Here is a 15,578-nt window from a genome sequence, read left to right as displayed (position 1 = left end):
GCGGCCCGCTGCTAGACTGCGCCCCATGACCTGCCCCCCTCTTGCCACCCAGGCTGGGTGCGCGGCGTGACCCGCCTGCTGCTGGCCCTGGCGGGGGTGGTGCTGCTGGCGGTCACGGCGCTGGCGGCCGTGTGGTTGGTGGGGCAACTGCTGACCGGCCTGGGTGCCTTTATCGTGGGCACGGCGGGGGTGCTGGGGCGCCTGTTATGGTTTCTGCTGGTGGCCGGAGGGCTGTCCGGCCTGGTGTTTTTCGTGGCGAGTGCGTGGCGCCCGGCAGGTCGCTTGCCTGCGGCGCGCCGGGGGGTGGCCCCTGTCACCCGGCCCTCTCCGCCGCCGACTGCGGTCACTGTGGCCCCGGCGTCTGTCCCCGCTGCGCGCGTGCCAGAGACCTCCGCATGAGCCACGCTGACCGCTTCGATGGCCGCGCCGCCGCCTACGCCCAGGGCCGCCCCGGTTACCCGGCGGCTCTGGGGGCCTGGCTGCGGGGCACAGGCCTGTTGCGCCGCCCGGTGGCCGACCTGGGTGCCGGTACGGGTCTGTTTACCCGCGTGCTCTTGGCCGGCGGGGCCACGGTGACGGCCATTGAACCCAACGCGGGGATGCGCGCTGTCTTGCAGACCAGCCTGGAGGACGCGGTGACCGAGGGCCGCCTGCGCGTGCAGGCCGGTACCTCCGAGGCGATGGGACTACCGGATGCCTCGGTAGCACTCATCACGGCTGCCCAGGCCGCACACTGGTTTGACCCGGTGCCGACAGTGCAGGAGTGGCGGCGTGTGCTGCGGCCCGGTGGGCAGGTGCTGCTGGTCTGGAATGACTGGCGCGGGCTGGAAGAGGGCTTTAACCCGGCCTACGGCGCGGTGGTGCGCCCCTTTCTGGCGGCGGGCACCCCCGACACCGCTAACCGCGTCCCCGAGGACCGGCTGCCCGCGCTGCTGCCCGGCGGCTTTGACACCCAGGTGTTCGAGCAGGCCCATGCGCTGACCCGGGAGCGCCTGCACGCGCTGGCCGGCAGCGTCAGTTATCTGCCGGCCCCTGACTCGCCTGACTTTCCAGCCCTGACGGCGGCCCTGGACGCGGCCTTTGATGCACACGCGCAGGCTGGCGAGGTCACACTGATCTACCGCACGTACGCCTACCTGGGCCGCCTGGACTAAGCTGGGCACGGCCTCTAGTGATTTGCGACCACGGCTTTCTCTACACAGGGCAAAGAGTACGTCCTTCCAAGGCTGAAATTGGAGATTCAGAGAAAGCCAGAACGGCCGTGCCAGCAGCGGCTGTGTTACGCTGAGGACAGAAGGGAGGGCCCAGGCCATGACCATCGCCATCGACAATCCGCAGCGCACCGGGTACGCCGCCGAGGTGGTGGCGAACGCCTTTCTGAGTCTGGCCCGTCAGGAGGGCCGCGCCCTGACCCAGATGCAGGTACACAAGCTGGTCTTTATCGCCCACGGGTTTACCCTGGCGCTGCTGGGCCGGCCCCTCATGTACAACACGGTGCATGCGTGGCGGGGTGGGCCGGTGGTGCGGCGGCTGTGGCAGCTGTGGGGCGAACGCGGCACCCGGCCCATTGAGGAGGCGCTGCCCGTGGCGCCGGGCGAGCCAGACCTGGGCGGCGACCCCGAAGCCAGCGACGTGATTCGTAGCGTCTGGGAGGCGTATGGCCGCATGGACGGTCTGGAACTTTCTCGCCTGACGCACCGCAGCGGTAGCCCGTGGTCTCAGGTGTACGGCCAGCCCACCGACCTGATTCCTGATCAGGTCACGCGCGAGTACTACACGGCCCTGGCCCGCAGCGCCTGAACCCTGCCCTGTGACCGACCCTGCGCCGCCCACTGACTCCGCGCCGAGCCCAGCGGCCACCACCATTGCGCGCACCGTGCAGCACAGCCTGGAAGCCGAGCGGCGCGACCTGCCCACCCAGGCCGAATTGGAACGCCGCACCCGTGAACTGCGGTACCGCGAGGCTGTGGATCAGCGTTGGCTACGCCTGGGGGTGGGGGCCATCGTGTTTCTGCTGTCGGCGGGGTGGCTGGCGGCCGACATCGTGCTGACGCTGGCGGCCGGCTGGGGGGAGCTGGGTGGGCGTCCGTTCAAGCTCGACAGCACGGTGATCGTCGCTTTTCTGACCACCAGCACGGCCACGGTAATTGGCCTTTTCCTCGTTTTCCTGCGCTGGCTCTATCCGCAGGTGACTCCGCCCAGTTAGACCCCGTGGTGGGCCGTTCATGCAGGTACTGGATGGGATGAAGGGCGTATCTGTAGGCCAATCTCAGCCTCATCGTGTGTGAGCAGGTTATCCCGAGCGGCCTTGAAGAGCGGTGCCTCAGAAGAGAGCCGCTTTGCAGGGCGGATTCCGGGCGGACAGTTGTCACACCAATCCTGATTTGTGGACGTGACAGCTGTAAGCCGTATCAATCGGCTCTCTAGAGGGGCATGCTGCGCTGCGCCTCCCAGCTTCGGCGTAACCCGCGCTTCAGTTGGGCGGCGAAAATCCGTTAGAATCGCAGATTGTGACGCGCGCCGCCGCCTGAGGTTCAGCTTCTTCCGCTGCTTTTCACGGCCTTCCTTCCCGGCGCGGGCCACGCCCCACCGGAGGCCTTTTGAGTTACTGGCGCACTGCAATTAAACCCCTGCTGGAGGCCGAAACCGGCACCCTCTTTAAACAGGCCCCCATCCGCGTGACGCTGGCCTTTCCCAACCGGTACTCGGTGGGGATGGCGTCTTTGGGCTATCAGGTCATCTACCGCATGTTCAATCAGGAAGAAGGGGTGGCCTGCGAGCGCGCCTTTCTTCCTGACGATGTCGAGGCTTTCGAGCGTACTGGCCAGGCGCTGCCCACCGTCGAAACCGGGCGCGACGCTGGCGACTGCGAACTCTTCGCCCTGAGCGTGTCGTTTGAGCTGGACCTGACCAACATCATCCGCACGCTGGATGTGGCGGGCCTGCGGCCCCTGCGTGAAGAACGGAGCGATTCTGACGCGCTGGTCATGATTGGCGGGCCGTTTACCTCGTCCAACCCTTACCCGCTGACCCCATTTGCCGACATCATCATCATCGGGGACGGCGAACAGATTGTGCCGGTCATCAGCGAGGCGCTGCGCGAAGCGACCTCCCGCGAGGACTTTTACGACCTCGTGGACGGAATGCCCGGTGTTTTCTTGCCGGCGCGGCACGCCCATGAACCCAAGTGGGCCACCGCGCCCAAGGAACTGCTGCCGGCCTACAGCCAGATTGTCACGCCGCACAGCGAGCTGAGCAACATGTTTCTGGTGGAAGCCCAGCGCGGCTGCCCGCGCCCCTGCACCTTTTGCCTGGCCCGCACCATGTACGGCCCCAACCGCAACAACCAAGCTCAGGAACTGCTGGACACCATTCCCGATTGGGTCGAAAAGGTGGGGCTGGTGGGCGCGGCCTTGTCGGACTTCCCTCACACCAAGTACGTGGGCCGCACCCTGACCGAGCGCGGCATCAAGCTGGGCGTGTCCAGCATCCGCGCCGATACCGTGGACGCCGAACTGGCCGAGATTCTCAAGGCGGGCGGCCTGCGCACCTTCACGGTCGCCAGCGACGCCCCCAGTGAACGTCTGCGCCGCTGGCTGAAGAAGGGCATTACCACCGAGGACCTGCTCAAGACCGCGCACATCAGCCGGAACCTGGGCTTTAAGGGCATCAAGGTCTACATGATGATTGGCCTGGGACCAGAAACCGACGACGACATTACCGAGCTGATCTCGTTCACGAAGGAACTGGCCGGCATCAACCGGATTGCGCTGGGCATCAGTCCCTTCGTGCCCAAGCGCCACACGCCCCACTTTGCCGACCCCTTTGCAGGCGTGCAGACCATCGAAAAGCGCATGAAGCGCATTCAGAAGGAGCTGCGCACCACCGCCGAACTGCGCAACGTGTCGGCCAAATGGGCCTGGGTCGAAAGCGTGATTGCGCGCGGCGGTCCCGAAGTGGGGATGGCCGCCTACCAGATTTACCGCAGCGAGAGTATCGGCGCCTGGAAAAAGGCGCTGGCTGAGGTGGGCTGGAATGATGAGTTCGAGGCGAACATGCCCACCATTGGCCTGCCGCCGGGGCAGTACGAGAGTAAAGAGGTCAGCGCCCACGCGCAGGGCCTGGCGATTTAGACAAAGAGTAGAAGAGGGCGGGCACCGGCGTGAAAGGGGCCCGCCTGCTCTTGGTGCTGGTCCGGTCTCCTCACCTTGGGGCGGCAGAATGCAGCCGTGCTAACCCTGACTGTCTGGAAGCGCCTCAGCCTTATGGGCGTGGTTGGCGGGCTGCTGGTCGGTGGTCAGGCGGAGGCGGTCACTACGGCCAACCGGCCTGCGCTGGTGCAGGTGTTTATTCCTGGTGTCGTGGAGCCTGGCGCCCAGGACTCCCTCCTGACCGTTAAGGTCAAAGGCCTGGAAAGCCCAGGCCGGTTCTTGCTCACCGGCATCTGCCAGGTGCGCTACACCGTCTTTGACCGGCAGGGCAGGGCGCTGATGATGTACCCCAACCAACAGACTTTCTGTGCTGATGTAGGGCTGAGTGTAAACACCGCGCGCGGCACCTGGCAGACGTTCAAGAGTCCGCTGTCACCCATTCGAGAGGCCGGGCTGCCACCGGGGAAATACCTGCTGTTGGTGCAGATCGTTCTCATTGACACCGCTTCTGGTCGGGCGTTAGATCTGCCAGCCATAGTGTCTAACACCGCCAATCTTTGGGTGAGGTAGCGCCCCTGATTACCTGGAGCGCAGCATCGGCACTTCGGTCGGCGCCGGGGTTCGGGCTTCCAGGCGTCCAAAGAAGGCCGCCAGGTGGGCACCCAGTTCTGGCGTAAAGCGGTTCCCGCCCAGGTGAGCGCCGCTGACACGCAGTTGCACACTGTCGGGGTGCCGCCCAAAGACCTCGAACAGCCGCGCGCTGTTAGTGGCGTGGGGTACGGTCTGGTCTTCCTCGCTAAACACCGTCAGGAGGGGCTGGCGCGGCGCCGTCTGGGCGGCCACCAGCGGATTCAGGGCCGCTGGCAGGGCGCCGCTGACTGTGTAGGCCGTCTGAATCTCGGTGCGGCGCGTTACGGCCGTTCCGTAGGCCTGATCCAGGTCCACCCAGGCGTCAATCAGGGCCAGGCCGCTCACCGGATAGGGCGCGCCAGGCAGGGCGCTGCGCAGCGCCATCAGGCCGCCCATACTCAGGCCCAGGGCGAAGGTGCGGCCATTCCAGGCAAAGCGGCGCGTGGCCGCCGCGTGGGTGGCCCCCAGTTCGCTCAGGGCTGCTGGGCTGCCCCAGGTGGCGGGTCCGCCGTCGCTGCTCAGGAGCACCGCAAAGCCGCCCTGCAGCAGCGTGCTGGTGAGCACGCCCACCTGCGGGCTGTCACGCAGCCGCTCGGCGCTCTGGCCGCGCGGGTGCGACACGACCACCAGCGAGCAGGGCCGCGCCGCGCAGGTGGCCGGCGCCTGAAGCCATGACGGCGCGTCCGGGGCGCCCAGCGACACCCATGCGGGCGGGGTGGCTGGAATATCCAGAGACGGGGGGGGTGGGGTCAGGGCGCCCGCAGAAACACTGGCAGCGCACAGCACAGAGAACAGGAGGACGGCAGCACGCTTCACTTCGCGGCACTGTAGCGTCTCAAGCTGACCGGAGGCTGTGACAGGCTGGACGGGTGCAGTCTGGATGTCAACAAATCGGGCAAGTGCCAGCAGGTCCAGTCCATGTTTGGAGTCCCTGTTGCTATAAGACGACGCCTTACCAGGCGACTCCAACGGGCACTGTTCTTCCTCACGCTGAGGTAGGCGATTGGTTCACAGCGGTCTTCCAGTGGAGTGAAGATGGACAGTTCCACCATTTATTCCACGAAGCCTGCCGGCTCAATGCAGCGACTCGCCCTCTGACTCGATCTCACAAGGCCGCGGGTCCAGAATCATAGCGAGCGCCTTTGACGCTTGTTCTCAGAGGGGAGGCCAACACGGTTGAGGGGCTCCTCGACTGCTCCGGGGCGAACGAAGTGAGTGTCTATAAAAGTGGGCGGCCCCAACGGAATTGAGGGGCGTCTTCGGCCACAAGGCATCAGATGTCTTGCCGCTCAGCGGCCAAACAGCAGCGTGCCCAGGCGTGTGTTCAGAAGTGCGCGGCCCAGCAGTGCGGGCACGACCAGCGCCACCACAAAGTAGGCGGCCACCGTGACCGCCACGCGCCAGGGCGGGCCGTCGGGCGGCATGTATTTTTCCAGGGCCTGCAGCAGCGCTGGGTGAATCAGGTAGACCTGAAGGCTCACCGTGCCCAGCAGGCCCACCCCCGTGCGCAGCCAGGGAACGCGGGTGCTGCGGGCCAGGCGGTAGGCCAGCCCCAGCAGGGTCAGGGCGGTCAGGCTGGTGTACACCCAGCTCAGGCCGCTGTAGACCACGGGCGTGACGGCCTCGCCCCGGGCGTAAGCCAGTGCGGTGGGCAGGTACACCAGATAGGCCCCGATCAGAAAGGGCAGCAGAGTCCAGCGCCGCCGCTGCCACCAGACCGTGAACTCGTCCAGGCGGGCGCCCACGGCCATGCCCAGCACCACTGGCAGCATGTACCACAGCACCGTGCTGGCCGGAAAGGGAAGGCGCAGCACCTCACGGTTCAGAAAGTACAGCCCCAGTTGCAGGGCCAGTCCCGCCAGCAGCGCCGCCGTGATGCTGGGCCGCCGCCTCGCCAGGGGCAGCAGCAGGGGCAGCACCAAATAGACTTCCAGCGCCACCAGCAGGAAGTACAGGTGATAGCTGGCCTTGCCGTACATGAGCCAGTCGCGCCAGCGGTCCCAGTCGGTCAGGGTGTCGGGCGCGCGTTGGCCAGTCCAGACGTACCAGGCGATGTACAGCGCGCTCCAGAGCAGGTATGGCCAGCCGCCGCGCGTCAGGCGCCGCCAGAAGTACCGGCCCGGCTCGAACTTTTTCAGCAGGCTGCGCGTCAGCACCACCGCCGACAGGAACACGAAGGCCGGCACGGCAAAGTGCAGGGTGCGGTTCACCAGCAGCGCGGCTAGGTGGGCGGCGGTGTCCGGCTGAAACCAGCGCAGCGCCACGCCGCTCGTGTGGTGCCCCACCACTTCCAGAATGGTCAGGCCGCGAAACAGGTCAATGGCTGAAAGGCGCGTGGCTGGTGCGGGCCTGGCCTCAAGCGGCGGCGTCTCCGGCGCCTGATCCGAGGGGGCTGGGTCAGGAACGGGGACAGAAGCCGCGTTGGGAGGAGGGGAGAGTGGGAGCGGGTCAGCCATCAACCCCTCACGCTACCGCGTCGGGGGCCAGGCAGGGTGAATGGGCGCCTCATCTTTTGTCGCCGTGTGAGGGTGGAGACAGAGACCTGCATCAGCCGCTGCGCGCGGGGCAGCCCTCTGCCTCCAAGGCCCTGGGTGCTCAGCCCCGGCCCCGTACCTCAAAACCCGCCGCATTCAGGATGCTGGCCGCGTGCGTCACGTCGTCAGGGCTCTCTAAGCCCAGGCGGATAGCGCCGCCGTCCTCACGGATGGCCAGCACCTCAATGTCCTTGATATTCACCCCCGCCGCGCCCAGGGCCTGCGTCACGGCGCCAATCTGGTTGGGACGGTCGGGCACTGCCACCACGAGGTCATGGCGCTGGGGCAGCAGGCTGCGGCGCACCACCGGCAGGCTGTCACGGGTGCGTTTGCCTTCGGCGGCGGCGGCCAGCAGTTCCTCGGGTTCGTCAAGGTCGGCTTCCAGGCGCTCAAGTTGCCGACGGAAGCGGCCCAGGGCGTCCTTGAGGGCCGCGCGGTTTTCCACCACCATATCGCGGCTCATGCGGGGGTCGCCGCTGGCCACGCGCGTCAGGTCACGGAAGCCGCCGGCCGCCAGCAGGCTCAGGCGTTCGTCGCGCGCCACCATATGCGTCAGGGCCAGGCTGGCCAGGTAGGGCAGGTGACTGACCGTCGCCACCAGCGCGTCGTGGGCGTCAGGCGGCATGACCATGGGGGCGGCGCCCAGTTCCTCGACCAGCGTGCGGGCGCGGCTCAGGGCGGTCAGGGGGGTGTGGTCGGTGGGGGTCAGCACCCACACGGCGTTTTCTAGCAGCGCGGCGCGGGCGTGTGTCACCCCGCCGCGCTCGCTGCCCGCCATCGGGTGCCCGGCCACGAAGCCCCGCACGCCCAGACGCTCCATCTCGGCGGCAATTCCGGCCTTCACGCTGCCCACGTCGGTAACCAGCGCGGCTGGATTCAGGTAGGGGGCCAGGTCGGCGGCCAGAGGGGCCAGGGCGCGCATAGGGGCGGCCAGCACCACCAGGTCGGCCCCGCGCAGCCACTCGCCCGGTGCGGCCCGCACCTCGTCCACCACGCCCAGCGCCTCGGCCTCACGCAGCACGTCCATGCTGGCGTCCAGGCCAATCACCCGCCGCGCCAGCAGCCGCTGACGCAGTCCCAGCGCCACGCTGCCGCCAATCAGGCCCACGCCCGCCACCACAGCGGTGTCAAACAGGGGCGGGGCAGGGGGGGCGGCGCGGTCTGGGCGGGCAGTCATGGGGGCGAGGCTAGCACGGCCCCTTCCGCTGGCGCCCACCCGCGCTACAGTGCCCGGCGTGCCTGGTCCCGAAGTGCTGCTTTACGGCCTGCCTCTGGCCTTTCTCGCCGGTTTTCTGGACGCAGTGGCTGGCGGCGGCGGCACCATCACGCTGCCCACCCTTTTCCTGATGGGCCTCAGCCCCGCGCAGGTGGTCGCCACCAACAAGCTGCTGGCTATTTTTGGGTCTGGCAGCGCCACCTGGCAGTACTGGAAAGGCGGACATGTCGAGCGGCCTCTGGTGCTGCGGCTGATTCCGCTGGCCCTCCTTGGCAGCGCGCTGGGCGCCTTTCTGGTGCGTTTTGTGGACCCGGCGGTGTTCCGTACGCTGGTGGGCGTGGTCATCCTGGGGGTCGGCGCCCTGGTGCTGGCCAACAAGCGCTTTGGCCTGGAAGACCGCTACCCCGGCCTGACCGCCCGGACCCTGGCCCTGACCCTGCCGGGCACGCTGGTGATTGGTCTCTATGACGGCTTTCTGGGTCCCGGCACCGGCACCTTTGCCATGTTTCTGTTCTCGCTGGCTGGTTTTAACCTCGTGCGCTCCAGCGGCAACGCGCGTACCCTGAATTTTGCCACCAACCTGGGTGCCTTTTTCCTGTTTCTGGTGGGTGGGCAGATGGTCTGGTGGATTGGCCTGCCGATGGGCGCCGCCAACGCCCTGGGCGCCTATGTGGGTGCGCGCATGGCCATGTTGCGCGGCAGCGCCTTCGTGAAGTGGATGTACGGCATCATCGTGGTCCTGGTGGCCGCCCGGCTGTTTTTTGGGCGATAGGACGGATTCCGCTTCATGACGGCACAGCGAAGGAGAGCGGCAGTCCGTCCCCTCGCCTCCTTGCTCTTCTACGAAGCTCTTCAAGCCTACGGCGCAGCTTGCCAAGTCTGCTCGGATACCATCCTGCATGCTGTTCGATTCAATCGGAGTTTGTATAAAGACTCCAGGTGTGTTCAGTAGGTCAGCACCAATGAAGATGCTGCCTTGATCTCACCATGCCTTTTGCCTTCGACCTCGGACGCACGGCAAGGGCGGCGAGCATGACCCCTCTTCTCTTCACCTTGACCTGGCGTTTAGACCGTGCCCCTGCTTCCCGTCGTGTGCAGGCCCGCGCGGCATCATGCTCCCCATGACCAACCCGACCACCCACTCCCAGACGCAACAGGCCATTCTTGCTGGAGGCTGCTTCTGGTGTACCGAAGCTGTGCTCAAAGACGTGCGCGGCGTGCAGAAGATTGAAAGCGGCTACATCGGCGGTCACACGCCTAACCCTGATTACCGCAGCGTGTGCAGCGGCCAGACGGGCCACGCTGAGGCCGTGCGCGTGACCTTTGACCCGGCACAGGTCAGCTATAAGGACCTGCTGGGCCTCTTTTTTGCCACCCATGACCCCACAACCCTCAATCGGCAGGGCGCGGACACGGGCACCCAGTACCGCAGCGCCGTGTTTCCCCAGACCCCCGAGCAAGAAGCCCAGACCCGCGAGGTGATTGCCGACCTGACCGCGCAGAACGTCTTCGGCCAGCCGATTGTCACCACCGTCGAGCCCGCCAGCGAGTTCTTCGTGGCCGAGGACTACCACCAGGACTACTACGCCAATAACCCGCGCCAGCCCTACTGCGCGGCTGTGATTGCGCCCAAAGTCGCCAAGATGCGCCAGTATTACGCTGACCGTTTGCGGGCCTAAGTGGATAGAGGGAGCGCGCCAGAGTTATCTTCTGGCGCGCTTTATCGTGTCCAGCAGGGTTAACCGAGTTTGCTCAGCCGACTTTCAAGGTCGCGCCGGGTCCGTACGGCGACCGGGAAGGTCAGCCAGGTTTCTAGAGTGTCGCGTGCGGTGTCCCGGTCCCCCACATACAGGTCGAACAGCTCGCCAATGGTCGGCGCGGCGGGGTCGCCAGGGGTATAGGTCACGGCGTCACCGGCGCCTACAGTGCCTTCCTGCAGGACGCGCAGGTACAGGCCGGGGCGGCGCATCCTGGCAAATCGTTTGACGAATGAGCCCTCGCGCACATGGGCCGCGAGCGTGCCGCAGGGAATGCGCGGCGCGGTGACTTCTAGCACGGCGTCGCCGCCTGTGCCGTGCAGCGTCAGGCGGTCACCTACGCGCAGCTCGGCGGAGGCCAGGCCACTCAGGGTCAGGTTCTCGCCAAACAGGCCGGGGCGGGGCGGGGGAGACAGCTCGGCTGCCCAGGCCGCGTAATCCGTCTGGGTGTAGGCGTACACCGCCTGATCGGGGCCGCCGTGGTGTTTGCGGTTCAGCACGTGGTCGCCGTCCAGCCCTGCTTGCCGGACCGCCACGTGGCCCGGCAGTGGGTGCTTGTCGATGCCCGTGATGGTGGCCCGGCCGCCCACTTTCAGGGCCGTTGGCTGTCCCACACACACGGCCGTCACCCTCAATTCACTCATGGCTGCAGCCTAGAGCATTTGGTGAAAGAAGAGGGTGGCAGGAGTTGGCTGGGCGCCAGAGGCTGCGTGCGGCGCCTGGGACCCTAGTGCCTCATGTTGCCGGGGAGAAAGATCTGATGCTGGCACCTGCCTTCTCTCAGGTGTAGGGCCGCTGAGGACCGGAGGGGACTGCTAGAAATGGGCGTCTAGCAGTCCTTTAGTCTGTGACACCCACACGCCAGAAGGTTGCTGCTTGGCCAGCTCCATGCCCTGAACCTATTTCGCTTTCCTGCGAGGCTATGCCAGGTCGATTGAATGGAAATGTTGTGGCACATCGTGGGGCCAAAGTGGACTTGACTGCGGGAGCCGAGATTGAAAGCTTCGCCCGCACGAGGAAGGGCTACAGGGGTTGGCTACTTTCCAGCCTCCTCGCTCCAGTGTGATTCCTGTCCTCGCCCGCGCCGCGCCCATGTGCTGAAATACCGGCTGTGACCCCTCCTCTTTCGCCTTCTCCACTGGTCGCGGCGGGCCGCCCCCTAACCCTGGCCGTCCTGTGGGGCCTGTTCATGCTGACCAGTCTGCCGCTGCTGGCGGGGCTGGTGCAGGGCCAGGCGACCGGCGTAGAGAGGCAGGTGCTGTACGCCTGCGCCACCGCCTTTTTGCTGGGGATGGTCTGGCGCGGCAGCATCTGGGCCTGGCGCCTGACGGTTAGTTTCGGCATGGTGGCCGGCTTTCTGGTGTTCATCCTGGGCATGCTGTCGGGCACCTGGGTCATCAGTGGGGTGGGGCTGGGGTATCTGGTGCTGGCCACTGCGCTGGTGGGCACGGCCAGCATCCGCGCCTTTCTGGACAGCCGCTGGGCCGCGCGCTCTGGGCGGCGCCTATGAGCGGTGAGCGGCGTTTTACCGTGCAGGGCACCAACAACGCCTTCGCCTGCGGTTACTGCGGCGCCCAGGTGTTACCGCTACGCAACGGCAGCGTGCGAAACCACTGCCCCCACTGCCTGCACAGCAAGCATGTGGATGTCTTGCCCGGCGACCGCGCCTGCGAGTGTCACGGCCTGATGGCCCCCGTGGGGGTGGAACAGAGCGGCAAGAAGGGCTGGGTGCTGGTTCACCGCTGCCAGACCTGCGGCTTTCAGGGCCGCAACCGCGCCGCGCTGGACGACCCCGAACAGCCAGACAGCTGGGACGCCATCGTGGCCTTAAGCGCCCGCACAGAGCAGGGGCGCTAAAGAGCAGCGGCTGCCAGCAATCTGAGGAAGTGAGAAATTGGGGCACGACCTCCCCCACCGTCTGGGCCGGTGTTTCACAGAGAGGAGGGAAGACTCAGAATCCGGCGAACCCAAAGCTCTGCTATATGAATGACGACAGGCATCCACAACAGTGAAGTGGCAGCCCTATCACTTCAGCACAAGCGTCGTACCTAATGGTTCCGTTCGTGATCAGCTTGCGAAGCTCTCGCTGTGCGGGCGTCTCTTCGCAGGTTTTGCTCCTGCAGTCCTGCTTTGCTGACCGTACGAACAAAAGTCCTGCCAGAGGCCGTCCTAAATGTTTGGTCCTGTACAGCTGCGGTCAGATTCCCTCCGTATGGTGAAAGACATGACAGCTGCGCCCCTCCCCTCTGATGAGTACCGCCGGCTTCTGGACCTGGCCCGCTATCAGATTCTAGATACAGTGCCAGAAGAAGACTTTGACCGGATTACCCGGTTGGCGGCGCGGGTGCTCAATGTTCCGGTGGCAGTGCTGAACCTGGTTGACCAGCACCGCCAGTGGGGCAAGTCGGCGTTTGGACTGGGCGACACGACGGCGCCCCGCAAAGACTCGTTCTGTGCCTGGACCATTCTGGACGACTCGCCCCTGGTGGTGCCGGACGCCAGGACCGACCCCCGTTTTCAGCAGAACCCGATGGTCACGGGCGATCCGCACATCTATATGTACGCGGGGGCGCCTCTGATTACCCCCGCTGGGCACCGCATCGGCACGCTGTGCGTCACCGACGACCAGCCGCATCCTCTGGGCACGGCAGACCTTCAGGCCCTGCAAGACCTGGCCGTCTTGGCCATGAGGGTGCTGGAACTGCGCCGGCAATCGCTGGAAGCCCAGCAGGAGGCCGGCGCGCAGCGGCAGCAAGCCGCAGAACTGCGGCGCACCCTGGAGCAGGCGCGCATTCTGGAAGGTGTCAGCAGCCTGATGGACCTTGAGCTTGACCCCGATCAGGCCACTCTGACGGCTGCCGCCCTGATCAGTGAAGCCATTGAGGCCGATTACACGGCGCTGTTGACCTGGCAGGAGGAGGGCTTTGCAGTGCAGGTCGCCCATGCGCCTTCTCTGCAATCGCCGGAGTTGCTAGCCCTGACGGACCAATTGCCCAGCCTGAAGGGCGTAGTCCATACCCTTCGTGATCTCCAGCAGCCGGTCTACCTGAGTCAGTACGCGGCCCATCCTCAGGCCCACCCGCACATCGTGGCGGCTGGCGTCACGCAGGTAGCGTGGCTGCCGCTAGGTGACGCGGGTGACCAGCCCACGCTCTTGGTGGCCGCCCGACTGAGAGGGCACGCCTTGGAGGATTGGCGTTCGGGTGACCGCACCTTGCTGGAAGCAGCGGGACGGACCATCCGGCACGCTTTGCAGCGGCACGCGGTGCTGGAACAGGCGCAGCAGCAGGCGCGGCAGGACCCCCTGACTGGCCTGCTGAACCGCCGGGCTTTTGATGAGGAGTTGGTCGGGCGTGTGGCCACGGGCGACCCGTTTACGCTGGCCCTGATTGACCTCGATGGCCTGAAGGCTGTTAATGACAGCGAGGGTCATGCCCAGGGCGACAAGCTGCTGCAAGTCTTTGGTCAGGCGCTGGACGCCGAATTGGATGAGAGTGCGGCGGCCTACCGGCTCGGGGGCGATGAATTTGCCGTGCTGCTGCCTCAGTGCACGGAAGACGACCTGCTTGAACACATCGACCTGGCCATGAGTGCTGCGCAGGCGGTTGCTGTGCAGCGCACTGGAGCCAGTACCGGGGTCGTGCAGTCAGCTGAAGCGGGGCATGTGGCGGCGCTCCTTGCTCTGGCCGATGAGCGTATGTATGCCGTCAAGCGCCGCCGTCAGCGGGCCGCGTCTGCGGCGGTGGAGTGAAAAGCCTCTCCTCACTCTGGTGGGTCGCTGGGATGGGGAGATGCCCGTCGCTCTGATATGTCTCTACCCTGGGCTAAAAGGTGCAGTCCCGCTGAGTGGCTTGCCTGGTGGCCTCACAGAGACTGGTATGCCTCCAGACCTCATCTGAGTCGCGCATATCTCGCTCATATAAGAACGCCCAACAAGGTTTGGGATGCAGAGAGAAAGCGAAACGGAAAAGGCAATCCCTGAGAGCTGAAATTTTCTGAAGAAGTGCGTCTCTTGCAACTAGGGCCCCAGCATTTTTGGAGGGGGGGCGGAGTAATTTCTTGTGTGAGCATTACTGCGCGTTGAAGTTCCGAGGCCAGGTAATGAGGCCTATGGCGGCCCACACCACCGCAAGGGTGATTAGGAACCAGCGGCGTGGATAGGAAACGTATAGCCACCCGCCGATTAATGCGAGCTTCAGCAGCTCAAAGGCGTAATTGGCTCCTCGCCACTCCTGCCCACCGGGAATCAAGAACCAGTCCATGAGGTAGGCACCCAAGGCGGCGATCAGCAAGGACAAGTGCCATCTTTGCAGTGGGCGGCTGGGTTCGGGCGTCATGCCCTTCGTCCTATCACGCCCGGCTGACGTATGTCCGTGCTAATGGATCAGGGACATGCGATTGCTCTCCCAATACCTTGAGTAGCTTAGAGGGTGCCAAGAACGCTAGGCAAAAAGAGGCTTCAAGTTGTTGCAGAGCAGAACGCAGGCGGCGAGGACGTGGAAGCCGACCAGGGTGGTGGGCAAGCGTTCCAGATCACGTCCGAGGCGTCTGAAGCGCGACAACCACGCCAGTGAGCGCTCCACGACCCAGCGTTTGGGCAACAGGACGAACCCCTTGATGGCTTCGGGGCGCTTGACGACGATCAATTCAACCCCGGCCTGGGTGGCATCAAAAGCGGTCTGGGTGCTGATCGGCGAAGGCGACTTGGACCGTCACACCTGTAGCTTCCTGCACGTCTAGGCACAGGTCAAAGACCTGTGCTCGGTCTTGCTCATTGGCCGGTGTGGTGAGCACCGCCAGGACGTGCCCTAGGGTGTCGACGGCCAGATGGACTTTGGTGCCCCTGCGCTTCTTCGCGCCGTCAAAGCCGGCACGGTGGCCGCTCTCTGGTGTGCTCTGGAGTGTACGACTGTCGATGATGATCGCCGTTGGCTCACCATGCCGGCTCTTCTCCACGCGGGACAGCAACCGCAAATCATGTGCCGCGCTCTGAAAACACTCGGCCACAAACCAGCGGTGCGCCTGTTGGCGCACCGTCTCTGCCGGGGGAAAGTCATGAGGCAAATACGCCCACTGTGCCCCCGTGCGCGCGACCCAAAGTAGAGCGTTCAATACGTCTCGGATGGAATATTTCCGTTGTCTGGCGTCTTCAGGACTGAGCAGCAGATATGGGAGCAGAAAGAAATACGTGTCGTCATCGACGTCACTCGGGTACCTTCGGCGCGTCACCGACCCATTCTGCTCGTTACGAAGTCGCTACCGCGAACTTCAAACCTGTGCTTGGCACCCT

Annotated in this window: 16 protein-coding genes and 1 pseudogene; 11 read left to right on the top strand and 6 right to left on the bottom strand. The window is 65.4% G+C overall.

All coding sequences use genetic code 11. The features are described 5' to 3' along the window. Positions 1-66 precede the first annotated feature (66 nt). The 6 genes from GO986_RS22925 (at position 67) to GO986_RS11485 (ending at position 4,721) form a co-directional block, all read left to right on the top strand. Positions 67-399, top strand: coding sequence for a hypothetical protein (locus tag GO986_RS22925; RefSeq protein WP_369409328.1), 333 nt, complete (start codon positions 67-69; stop codon positions 397-399). Beyond that, positions 396-1,154, top strand: coding sequence for a class I SAM-dependent methyltransferase (locus tag GO986_RS11505; protein WP_157459448.1), 759 nt, complete (start codon positions 396-398; stop codon positions 1,152-1,154). Before GO986_RS22925 ends, GO986_RS11505 begins: the two co-directional genes overlap by 4 nt. Positions 1,155-1,311: 157 nt before the next feature. Then, positions 1,312-1,800: a Panacea domain-containing protein gene (locus GO986_RS11500; protein WP_157459447.1), complete on the top strand. Its 489-nt coding sequence runs from the start codon at positions 1,312-1,314 to the stop codon at positions 1,798-1,800. Between the two features lie 10 nt (positions 1,801-1,810). Further along, positions 1,811-2,206, top strand: coding sequence for a hypothetical protein (locus tag GO986_RS11495; protein ID WP_198170618.1), 396 nt, complete (start codon positions 1,811-1,813; stop codon positions 2,204-2,206). 394 nt (positions 2,207-2,600) lie between these two features. Continuing rightward, positions 2,601-4,133, top strand: coding sequence for a B12-binding domain-containing radical SAM protein (locus GO986_RS11490; protein ID WP_157459446.1), 1,533 nt, complete (start codon positions 2,601-2,603; stop codon positions 4,131-4,133). 96 nt (positions 4,134-4,229) lie between these two features. Then, complete coding sequence (locus GO986_RS11485; protein WP_157459445.1) at positions 4,230-4,721, top strand: hypothetical protein; 492 nt, start codon at positions 4,230-4,232, stop codon at positions 4,719-4,721. A gap of 9 nt (positions 4,722-4,730) precedes the next feature. Here the strand turns inward: GO986_RS11485 and GO986_RS11480 are convergent, their stop codons facing one another. The 3 genes from GO986_RS11480 to GO986_RS11470 all read right to left on the bottom strand — a co-directional run bounded on the left by GO986_RS11480 (position 4,731) and on the right by GO986_RS11470 (position 8,492). Then, positions 4,731-5,597: an alpha/beta hydrolase family protein gene (locus tag GO986_RS11480; protein ID WP_369409327.1), complete on the bottom strand. Its 867-nt coding sequence runs from the start codon at positions 5,595-5,597 to the stop codon at positions 4,731-4,733. A 473-nt stretch (positions 5,598-6,070) separates the two neighbouring features. Then, positions 6,071-7,237 (bottom strand): acyltransferase, encoded by a 1,167-nt coding sequence (locus GO986_RS11475; RefSeq protein ID WP_157459444.1) that lies wholly within the window; start codon positions 7,235-7,237, stop codon positions 6,071-6,073. Between the two features lie 139 nt (positions 7,238-7,376). Further along, positions 7,377-8,492, bottom strand: coding sequence for a prephenate dehydrogenase/arogenate dehydrogenase family protein (locus tag GO986_RS11470; RefSeq protein ID WP_157459443.1), 1,116 nt, complete (start codon positions 8,490-8,492; stop codon positions 7,377-7,379). A 58-nt stretch (positions 8,493-8,550) separates the two neighbouring features. Here GO986_RS11470 and GO986_RS11465 point away from each other — a divergent pair, with 58 nt between their 5' ends. Next, a complete protein-coding gene (locus GO986_RS11465) occupies positions 8,551-9,303 on the top strand; it encodes a TSUP family transporter (protein WP_369409326.1) in 753 nt (250 codons plus the stop codon). 349 nt (positions 9,304-9,652) lie between these two features. After that, positions 9,653-10,210 (top strand): peptide-methionine (S)-S-oxide reductase MsrA, encoded by a 558-nt coding sequence (msrA, locus tag GO986_RS11460; protein WP_198170616.1) that lies wholly within the window; start codon positions 9,653-9,655, stop codon positions 10,208-10,210. Between the two features lie 59 nt (positions 10,211-10,269). Here msrA and GO986_RS11455 read toward each other — a convergent pair whose 3' ends face one another. Further along, positions 10,270-10,932 (bottom strand): MOSC domain-containing protein, encoded by a 663-nt coding sequence (locus GO986_RS11455; protein ID WP_157459440.1) that lies wholly within the window; start codon positions 10,930-10,932, stop codon positions 10,270-10,272. A gap of 467 nt (positions 10,933-11,399) precedes the next feature. On the opposite strand from GO986_RS11455, the gene GO986_RS11450 reads away from it, so the two are divergent. From GO986_RS11450 to GO986_RS11440, 3 genes are all read left to right on the top strand, one after another. Next, on the top strand, positions 11,400-11,798 hold the full coding sequence (locus tag GO986_RS11450; RefSeq protein ID WP_369409325.1) for a hypothetical protein: 399 nt from the start codon (positions 11,400-11,402) through the stop codon (positions 11,796-11,798). Then, positions 11,795-12,145: an RNHCP domain-containing protein gene (locus tag GO986_RS11445; RefSeq protein ID WP_157459439.1), complete on the top strand. Its 351-nt coding sequence runs from the start codon at positions 11,795-11,797 to the stop codon at positions 12,143-12,145. The genes GO986_RS11450 and GO986_RS11445 overlap by 4 nt, the downstream gene beginning before the upstream one ends. A 367-nt stretch (positions 12,146-12,512) precedes the next feature. Next, complete coding sequence (locus GO986_RS11440; protein ID WP_157459438.1) at positions 12,513-14,039, top strand: sensor domain-containing diguanylate cyclase; 1,527 nt, start codon at positions 12,513-12,515, stop codon at positions 14,037-14,039. A 319-nt stretch (positions 14,040-14,358) separates the two neighbouring features. Here the strand turns inward: GO986_RS11440 and GO986_RS11435 are convergent, their stop codons facing one another. Beyond that, the gene (locus GO986_RS11435; RefSeq protein ID WP_157459437.1) at positions 14,359-14,625 is read right to left on the bottom strand and encodes a hypothetical protein; all 267 of its coding nucleotides are present in this window, start codon (positions 14,623-14,625) and stop codon (positions 14,359-14,361) included. Positions 14,626-14,730: 105 nt separating this feature from the next. Beyond that, positions 14,731-15,517: pseudogene (locus GO986_RS11430) on the bottom strand (IS5 family transposase). Positions 15,518-15,578: the final 61 nt, after the last annotated feature.

The organism is Deinococcus arboris (assembly GCF_009755355.1).
GTDB classification, from domain to species: Bacteria; Deinococcota; Deinococci; order Deinococcales; family Deinococcaceae; genus Deinococcus; species Deinococcus betulae.
This window is presented reverse-complemented; position numbering and strand designations above follow the sequence as displayed.